The sequence below is a fragment of the Micromonospora echinofusca genome (assembly GCF_017614955.1).
In the GTDB taxonomy this organism is placed as follows: Bacteria; Actinomycetota; Actinomycetes; order Mycobacteriales; family Micromonosporaceae; genus Micromonospora; species Micromonospora echinofusca_A.
The window spans coordinates 1-3951 of the sequence record NZ_WVUH01000499.1 but is presented as its reverse complement, the minus strand read 5'-3'; the positions used below and the strand labels follow the sequence as shown (position 1 = coordinate 3951).

Annotated in this window: 5 protein-coding genes; 1 reads left to right on the top strand and 4 read right to left on the bottom strand. The window is 73.6% G+C overall.

All coding sequences use genetic code 11. The annotated features are described in order from the left end of the window. From GSF22_RS31680 to GSF22_RS31665, 4 genes are all read right to left on the bottom strand, one after another. The coding region (locus GSF22_RS31680) for a hypothetical protein (RefSeq protein WP_208817587.1) at window positions 1-259 on the bottom strand (259 nt) is incomplete at its 3' end. A gap of 58 nt (window positions 260-317) precedes the next feature. Beyond that, window positions 318-662, bottom strand: a complete 345-nt coding sequence (gene cutA, locus GSF22_RS31675) for a divalent-cation tolerance protein CutA (RefSeq protein ID WP_208817586.1) — start codon at window positions 660-662, stop codon at window positions 318-320. A 9-nt stretch (window positions 663-671) separates the two neighbouring features. Further along, complete coding sequence (locus GSF22_RS31670) at window positions 672-1727, bottom strand: 1-acyl-sn-glycerol-3-phosphate acyltransferase (RefSeq protein ID WP_208817585.1); 1056 nt, start codon at window positions 1725-1727, stop codon at window positions 672-674. Then, complete coding sequence (locus tag GSF22_RS31665) at window positions 1727-2560, bottom strand: patatin-like phospholipase family protein (protein WP_208817584.1); 834 nt, start codon at window positions 2558-2560, stop codon at window positions 1727-1729. Before GSF22_RS31665 ends, GSF22_RS31670 begins: the two co-directional genes overlap by 1 nt. 138 nt (window positions 2561-2698) lie before the next feature. Here GSF22_RS31665 and GSF22_RS31660 point away from each other — a divergent pair. Further along, window positions 2699-3951: serine/threonine-protein kinase (locus tag GSF22_RS31660; protein WP_208817583.1), on the top strand; the 1253-nt coding region annotated here is incomplete at its 3' end.

Sequence of the window (3951 nt, the reverse complement as noted above, 5' to 3'; positions counted from 1 at the left end):
GCGCCGCACCCACGCCGGCCCGGACCCGGGCGGCCAGTTCGGCCCGACGGGTCTGCCGGGCGCGCAGGTCGGCGGCGAGGGCGAAATACGTCCGGCGGGCCTGCTCGACCCGGGGGCCGAGGGTTGCGATCTCACCGTCGAGGTGGATCACCTCGGCGGCGATGGGGTCACCGGGCGCACCACAGCCCGGGCAGCCGGTGCCGAGGGTCGCCGGGGCACCGCAGATCGGACAGGGATAACCGCTGGTCGGGGTGGTCACCGCGCCATCATCGTCCGGCCGGTCGAGCCCCGGGAGAGTGCCCGTACCTAGCTCCGTCTCACGCCGGTGCGTCCGGGGCCGGATAGGGCCGGGTCTGCTCGTGCACCCACGCCGTGTAGTCCGGGTTGCCGCTGCCCACCCGGGCGACCAGGATCTCCGGTACGTCGTACGGGTGGGTGGTGCGCACGTGGTCGACGAGGGCGGCGACCCGGTCCGGTGCGGTCTTGAACTGCACCGACCACTCCGCCGTGGTCTGGATGGCCGACTGCCACCAGTAGGTGCTGTCCACCGGGGCGCCCACCTGGGCGCAGGCCGCCAGGCGGCCGGCGACCGCTGCGGCGGCGAGCACGTCCGCCACCGGCCGCGCGTCCACCACCGTCGTCACGACGCAGATCTCATCCACGTGCGCACCCTACGCCCCGTCGGGCCTCTCGGGGTCGGCGGTGATCCACTCTCCCGGTGCGTCCCGGTTCGCGGCGATCCACTCGTCGATCCGCGCCCACCAGTCGTAGAGCCACTCGATCCGTTCCTGCCGACCGGACGGGATCTCCTCCGGCGGCACCGACCAGAACCGCATCACGATCCGTTTGTCCATCGGCAGTTCCCGCCACACGTCGGCGACGGTCAGCATCCGGTCCAGGCCGGTGTGCGCGACGAAGATGACCCCGGCGTCCGGCGCGGCGTCCAGGGCGGCCAGCATCCCGCCGGGTTGCGGGGCGAGCACATGCCGCATCGCCTCGGCCCGCGTCGCCATCGACTCCAGGCCCCGGGACCGCAGCCGGTCGATGGCCCGCCGACGGCGTCGGGGGGTGAAGTTGCCGCCCTCGGGGAAGATGACGAACGCGTCGTCGGCGTCGAGCCCGGTGGCCAGGTGGCGGATCTGGTCGGTGACCGACTCGCCGGGTTCCGGGTGCGGGGCGAGGAACCGGTTGGGCAGCCGGTTGAGCAGCACGTCGATCGCCGGGTCCCACTGGAGGGTGTCCTTCAGCACGATGCGCGGCTCCCGGGCGAACCAGTTGACCAGGGCGTGGATCAGGATGAACGAGTCACCCGGCCCGGCGTGCCGGCAGAGCACCAGTTCCGGTCGGCCGGGCAGCGCGGTGTCCGGGTCCGTGCCGACCACGGCGATCCGGAGCCGCAGCGCCCACCGGGCGTGCCGGAACAGGACCGCGAGGAACCAGCCGGCGAGCCGGTAGTGGGCCCGCTGGAAGGCCGGCGACCGTTTCCGCCAGCCGAACCCGGAGGCCACCCAGAGCCCGCCGAGCGCCAGTACCGCTGCGGCGTCCCACACCAGGTAGACCGTGCCGATCCAGAGCAGCCGCAGCGGCCGGAGCCAGCCGGGTACCAGGGGGGACGCCGCAGCGGCCAGCAACAGCCAGGCCGGCAGGGTGGTGACCAGCAGGACCGCGAGCAGCACCACCGCCGGGGCCAGCACGGTACGACGTACCCAGCGCGGCGGTAGCGGCATCACGACTCCAGGTTGGTGGCCAGGTAGCGCCGGGAGGCGGTGTAGGCGCGGCTGATCCGCCGCCCCACCGCGGCCATGTCCCGGTACGCCCACGGGGTGTCGTCGCGGGGCTCCAGGCCGCCGGTGGGCAGCACGTGCACCTGCACGTCGGCGGGGAGGGCGGCCATCTCCCGGGCGAACCGGTGCCGGCGGGCGATCTCGAACGCGACCTGAGCGATCTCCCAGGGCCGGCGGGGCGGCGTGAGGGGTCGTTCGATCCGCCCCACCTGGAGTACGAAGATCTGCCGGGCGCCGGCCGCCACCGCCTCGCCGATCGGGATCGAGTTGACGATGCCACCGTCGACGTAGTGCTCCCCGTCGATCTCGGCCGGTGGCAGCAGTCCGGGTACGGAGGCCGAGGCGAGTACCGCGTCGACCACGGGCCCGGCGCTGAACCAGTGCTCGGCGGCCCGTTCGATGCTCGCGGCACAGCACCGGAACGGGATCCGCAGGTCGGCGAAGGTGGTGTCGGCCCCCAGTTCGGATTCCAGCAGCCGGCGCAGTGGACGGGGCGAGTGCAGGTGGGTACGGGCGGCGAACCGGCGCAGTTGCCGGGCCACCGAGTCGCCGTAGACCTCGCTCGCCTCGGGTGAGGCCCAGAGCCGGACCAGTCGGTCGGTGACCGCCTCGGTGGGGTCGGCGGCCACCAGTGCCCCGTTGACCGCCCCGATGGAGGTACCGAGCACCAGATCCGGACGGATGTCGGCGCGGAACAACGCCCGGAGCATGCCGACCTCGACGGCGCCGAGCACCCCGCCACCACCGAGTACGAACGCCACCGGGCCGCCTGCCATGGCGTTCATCCTGGCACGCGCCCGCGAGCAGGGCCGACGGGTGGTCGGTGATCATCCCGGTACGGGACATTCGTTGACACCGGGTTCACATTCGCGCAACCTGATACGACCCCTCACCCCAGGTAGGTGCGAGCACCGATGGCAACACTGCAAGCCGGCCGACTGCTGGCCCGCAGGTATCGACTCATCGACCAGATCGGGGCCGGTGGGATGTCGGTGATCTGGCGGTCGCGGGACGAGGTACTGGACCGGATCGTCGCCCTGAAGGTGCTCGCCCCGTCGCTGGCCGCCGACGCCCGGTTCCGGGACATGGTGCGCGAGGAGGCCCGGTCCGCCGCGCAGCTCATCCACCCGCACGTGACCTCGGTGCACGACTACGGCGAGACGGTCGCCCCGGACGGTTCGGTCACCGCGTTCGTGGTGATGGAGATGCTCACCGGCGAGGAACTGGAGTGGCGGCTGACCGAGGGGCCCCTGCCCTGGCCGGAGGCCGTGAAGGTGTGCGCCGAGGTCGCCGAGGCGCTGGCCGCCGCGCACCGGCTCGGCATCGTGCACCGGGACGTCACCCCGGCCAACATCATGATGACCGCGACCGGCGCGAAGGTGCTGGACTTCGGCATCGCCACCCAGGTCGGGGCACCGGACGAGGACGAGGACGGCGGTACGTTCGGCACCCCGGCGTACGTCGCCCCGGAACGGTTGGACGGCGCTCCGGCGCAGCCCGCCACCGACGTGTACTCCCTCGGGGTACTGCTCTTCGAGACGTTGACCGGTCATCCGCCGTACCCGGCCGAGACCTGGGACGAGTTGAGCAGCGTCCTGGCCACGGACGAACCGCCGTCCCTGGCCGGTGTGCCGGACCTGCCCCCGTTGGTGGCGTCGGTCTGCCTGCGCTGCCTCGCCCGGCGGCCCACCGACCGGCCGAGCGCGCGGCAGGTGGCGGAGGTGCTCCGGGACCAGTTGCTCCCCGGTGACCCGCAGGCCGCCACGATGCTGTCGCCGACGGTCACCCTGCCCCGGATCGTCCCGCCGGTACCTCCCGTACCGGTCGACGGTCCGACCGCCGGCACCGGTGCGCCGGCCGACCCGGCAACCGGCACCGGCGCCGCGGTGGGTACGACGACACCGGAGGACACCCCGGGTGGCGGGCGACGCCGACGTGGCCCCGCCCACGGTAGGGCCTCCCGGCGGGGTCCGGTGGTGCTGGTGGCCGGCACGGTGGTGGCGGTGGCGCTGCTCGCCTGGGCCCTGTCCGAGCTGCGTCCGTCGGCACCGCCGACACCGCAGGTACTGCCGACCGCCGCACCGGCACCCGAACCGTCCCCCTCGCCCGCTGCGGTGTCGCCGACCGGTACCCGTCCCACCGGTACCCGGTCGGCCCCCTCCCCCAC

Coding starts and splice junctions, on each gene's coding strand:
- GSF22_RS31670 (WP_208817585.1), bottom strand. CDS start 1,727: ATGCCGCTACCGCCGCGCTGGGTACGTCGTACCGTGCTGGCCCCGGCG.
- GSF22_RS31665 (WP_208817584.1), bottom strand. CDS start 2,560: ATGGCAGGCGGCCCGGTGGCGTTCGTACTCGGTGGTGGCGGGGTGCTC.